At 59.0% G+C, this 3,614-nt stretch carries 4 protein-coding genes and 1 pseudogene; 3 read left to right on the top strand and 2 right to left on the bottom strand.

Annotated elements, in window-relative coordinates:
• Nucleotides 1–1,250, bottom strand: a 1,250-nt coding sequence (locus WA989_RS07360; RefSeq protein ID WP_424339856.1) for a serine hydrolase domain-containing protein, incomplete at its 3' end; no start/stop codon positions are given.
• Nucleotides 1,251–1,397: 147 nt separating this feature from the next.
• Between WA989_RS07360 and WA989_RS07355 the strand changes: the two genes are divergently transcribed.
• From WA989_RS07355 to map, 3 genes are all read left to right on the top strand, one after another.
• Entirely contained in the window at nt 1,398–1,832 is a 435-nt protein-coding gene (locus WA989_RS07355) for an OsmC family protein (RefSeq protein WP_424339855.1), read from the top strand.
• Between the two features lie 146 nt (nt 1,833–1,978).
• Entirely contained in the window at nt 1,979–2,200 is a 222-nt protein-coding gene (locus WA989_RS07350) for a hypothetical protein (protein WP_424339854.1), read from the top strand.
• A gap of 84 nt (nt 2,201–2,284) precedes the next feature.
• Nucleotides 2,285–3,106: a type I methionyl aminopeptidase gene (map, locus tag WA989_RS07345; RefSeq protein WP_424339853.1), complete on the top strand. Its 822-nt coding sequence runs from the start codon at nt 2,285–2,287 to the stop codon at nt 3,104–3,106.
• On the opposite strand, the pseudogene WA989_RS07340 reads toward map, so the two are convergent.
• Nucleotides 3,101–3,614: pseudogene (locus WA989_RS07340) on the bottom strand (hypothetical protein); the annotation flags it as partial. The gene map and the pseudogene WA989_RS07340 overlap by 6 nt on opposite strands.

The raw sequence follows: 3,614 nt of genomic DNA, 5'->3' as shown, positions 1-3,614 counted from the left end.
GGATCGATCCAGAACCAGGTTCCGGCCGCCCCGCCCCAATAATAGGTGCCTTCGCCCGCCGGGCTCTTCATCGCCTCGGGATCGGAGACCAAACCCCAGTCCAGACCGAATTTGTGAGGTTCGCCTTCTTCGGAACTACGCTGTGTGCCATCAAAGCCGGTACCGACCCCGTCTGGCAGTTGATTGCTTGTCATCAGGGCAACTGTTTCGGGCGAAATGATACGCGCGCCGCTCAGAGCACCGTCATTCAGCATCATCTGGCAGAAACGCGCATAGTCATCGAGCGTCGAGACAAGTCCGTGTCCGCCGGACTGGAAAGCGACGGTGTCCTTCATGAACAGGTACGGGATTGTCGTGGGATCGCGCGTCTCGGGGGAGGTCGGCATCGCGGCCAACTTCCCTTCCTCCCGGTTATAGACCGTGAGGTCAGCCATCCGGGAATACTCTTCGTCCGGCACGTAGAAGCCGGTATCGTCCATGTTCAGAGGATCGAACATATTTGCCTGCAAATAATCGCTGAACGTCTGCCCGGACAGTGTCTCTACCAGATAGGCCTGAATGTCGACGCTGACGGAATAGGACCAGCGCTCACCCGGCTGAAACAGAAGCGGCACACCGGCAATCCGGTCGATCAGCGTGTCCAGATCGGGCGAACGGAGAATTTGCTGCTCCCGGAATTGCCTGTTTGCATAGTCATCGCCGAACAGGCCATAGGCAAATCCGGCCGTGTGGCGCATCGCGTCGCGAATGGTGGGCTCGCGCTCCAGGCCTTCAAGCACTGGTGTTCCATCCGGATTTTCACCGGCGAGCACTTTCAGATCCGCGAATTCAGGAATGTATTTGCTGAGCGGGTCGTCCAGGTCGAACTTTCCGTCTTCGTAGAGTTGCATCAGCGCGACACCGGTAATCGGCTTGGTCATGGAATAGATGCGGTAGATCGTGTCATCGGTCACGGGGCTCGCCGTTTCTGCATTCCTCAAGCCGTGCGTTCCAGATTGCGCGACCTCGCCATCTTTGACGAGCAGCCAGCTGATCCCAAGCACGTGGTCGTCATCAACATAGCTTTCCATACGCGAAGATAGGGCCTGCAGGCCCTGCTCGCTGAAGGCTGACGAGTGGGCTGGAGCGTCGAGCGGAGGCCAGGATTCTGCGATTTGAACGCTCGTATCAGGCGCACGATCGATGGCCGCTCCAGTGCATGCGGCTGCCATCAGACCTGCCACAAGCCACATCGTTTTCACCATGTTCATGAATAGTCCTCCCCGATCTTGTTTCTCACAAGACTGGATGAGCTGGCCCGATTGGGCAAGCGCCGCCGCCGGGGAAATCCTGGCGACTTTGCAACTCGTCAGCTCGCTCTACGTCTTCTCTCTGCACCTCAAACCAAGGAGATCCCCATGAAACGCCACGCAACCGCAAACTGGTCGGGCTCACTCGCTGACGGGACAGGCACGCTCGACACGCAAAGCGGCGCCCTGTCAAAGCACGGCTATAGCTTCAAGGCCCGGTTCGAAGACGAGAGCGGCAAGTCAGGCACCAATCCGGAGGAATTGCTGGCCGCCGCCCATGCGGGTTGTTTCGCCATGCAACTGTCGCACTTCCTCGCAGAGAACGACACACCGGCGGACAACCTCGAAGCCAAATCGGTGGTAACAGTCGAGCAAGTGGAAAGCGGCTTCGAGGTGAAATCTTCGGCTCTGACATTGGTGGGCGAGGTGCCCGGCATCGAGGAGCAAAAATTCCAGGAGCTTGCCAAGAAAGCCAAGGAAGGCTGTCCGATGTCGAAAGCACTCGGCGCGATCGACATCACGCTGGACGCAACCCTCGCCTAGACCTCGATCTAGGGCTGGCCGCCTGCAGCAATATCCCGTTGCTGGTCCTGGCGTGTCACGGGACGGATTTTCGACGGTGTGCCCCTAATTCCGGAACGCGCGATACAGCCACGCATTGGTCTTCCAAGTAGAAAGGAACCCATGTGATGCCACTAGAATTCTTGTATGGTGTTGGAGCGGTGATCCTGCTCGGCGTGTTGATCTGGGCGGTCGCCGTCCCGCGTTTGAAATCGAGCAAGGCGCGGACCATTAGCGAAGAAGCCACGCGGATGCAGTATGAGCATCCTGAAACCTATAAACGGCACCAGGACGAACTGGAGGCGATGGCCGAGCAGGCCGAAGAAGAAGAACGCGCAAGACAGTCCTGACCTGAAGCCTGCGAGCCAGAGTGGAAGTTTTAATCCCGTGCTGCCATATTGCGGCGGGAACACCGAAGCAGACCGGACTTGAAAATGACTGAAGCAGACCTCCTCATGCCCATGCGGACCGGCGAAATCCGGATCCATGATGACGCTGGCTTTGAAGGCATGCGCAAGGCGGGCCGGCTGGTCGCCGACTGCCTAGATATGCTTGTTCCGGAAGTGAAGCCTGGCGTCACGACGGCCCATCTCGACAATCTCATCCGCGAATTTGTCTACGATCACGGCGCGCAGTCCGCGACGATCGGCTATCGCGGCTATCGCCACGCCTCCTGCATTTCGCTTAACCACGTGATCTGTCACGGCATTCCAGGTGACCGGCCTCTTAAAGACGGAGACATCGCCAATATCGATGTGACCGTGATTATCGATGGATGGCATGGCGACCATTCGCGGATGTACGCGGCTGGCACACCGAAGCGGAAGGCCGAACGGCTGATGGATGTCACCTATGATGCACTGATGGCCGGAATTTCCGCCGTAAAGCCCGGCAATCGCTTCGGAGATATCGGTGCCGCGATTTCAGCGGTGGCTGCGAAGAACCGCCTTTCCGTGGTCGAAGACTTCTGCGGCCATGGCCTTGGTCAGCTCTTCCATGACGAACCGAACGTCGTGCATTCAGCCCGTGCTGGCACTGGCCCTGAGCTCAAGCCCGGCATGTTTTTCACGATTGAGCCGATGCTGAACATCGGCCGTAAAGACGCCGCCATCCTGCCTGATGGATGGACTGCCGTGACGCGTGACAGACAGCTGTCGGCGCAGTTCGAACATTCTGTCGGCGTGACAAATGACGGCGCCGAGATATTCACCACATCGCCCAAAGGCTGGCATACGCCGCACAGCGTCAAGCTATAGGGCACGGCGCACAGAGCCGCCGCGAACGAAATCCATCAAAACGACTTTCACGAGCAGATATGGCATCAGCCATTCAAAGCCCGGCGAAACCGGGACCCACAGGACGTTGACCAGGACGAATACGCCGAGCAGCGCCCCTGCTACGCCCCGGCTGGCCCACGGACCACGGACGGCATCGACGAGAGCCGCTGCTCCGATCAGCGCCAGATACCAGGAATAACCTGCAATGAAGCTGTCGCCGAAGAAAATGACCACGAAGATCGGATGAAGCTGCGCGGCCGCCAAGACTGCAGCTGGAAGCGGCTTACGCCGCGCGCGCCTCGACGCCCAGATCATCGAGAACAGGCCCACCGCGATGTCCAGCCCGATGATGGCGAGCTCCCATTTCGGCCAGCGCGTGGCATAGTTGCCGAACACGTAATGGTGAACCAGGACTACACCAGCGAAGACCACTGTGATCAGCACAGCGACCGCGACTTCAGAGCCCGTCGCCCCGCCTCGTTTCAGC

Origin of the sequence: Henriciella sp., assembly GCF_049649345.1 — a bacterium.
Classification (GTDB): Bacteria; Pseudomonadota; Alphaproteobacteria; order Caulobacterales; family Hyphomonadaceae; genus Henriciella.
Note: the sequence above shows the minus strand (reverse complement) of the source record. Positions and strands in the feature narration are given on the sequence as shown.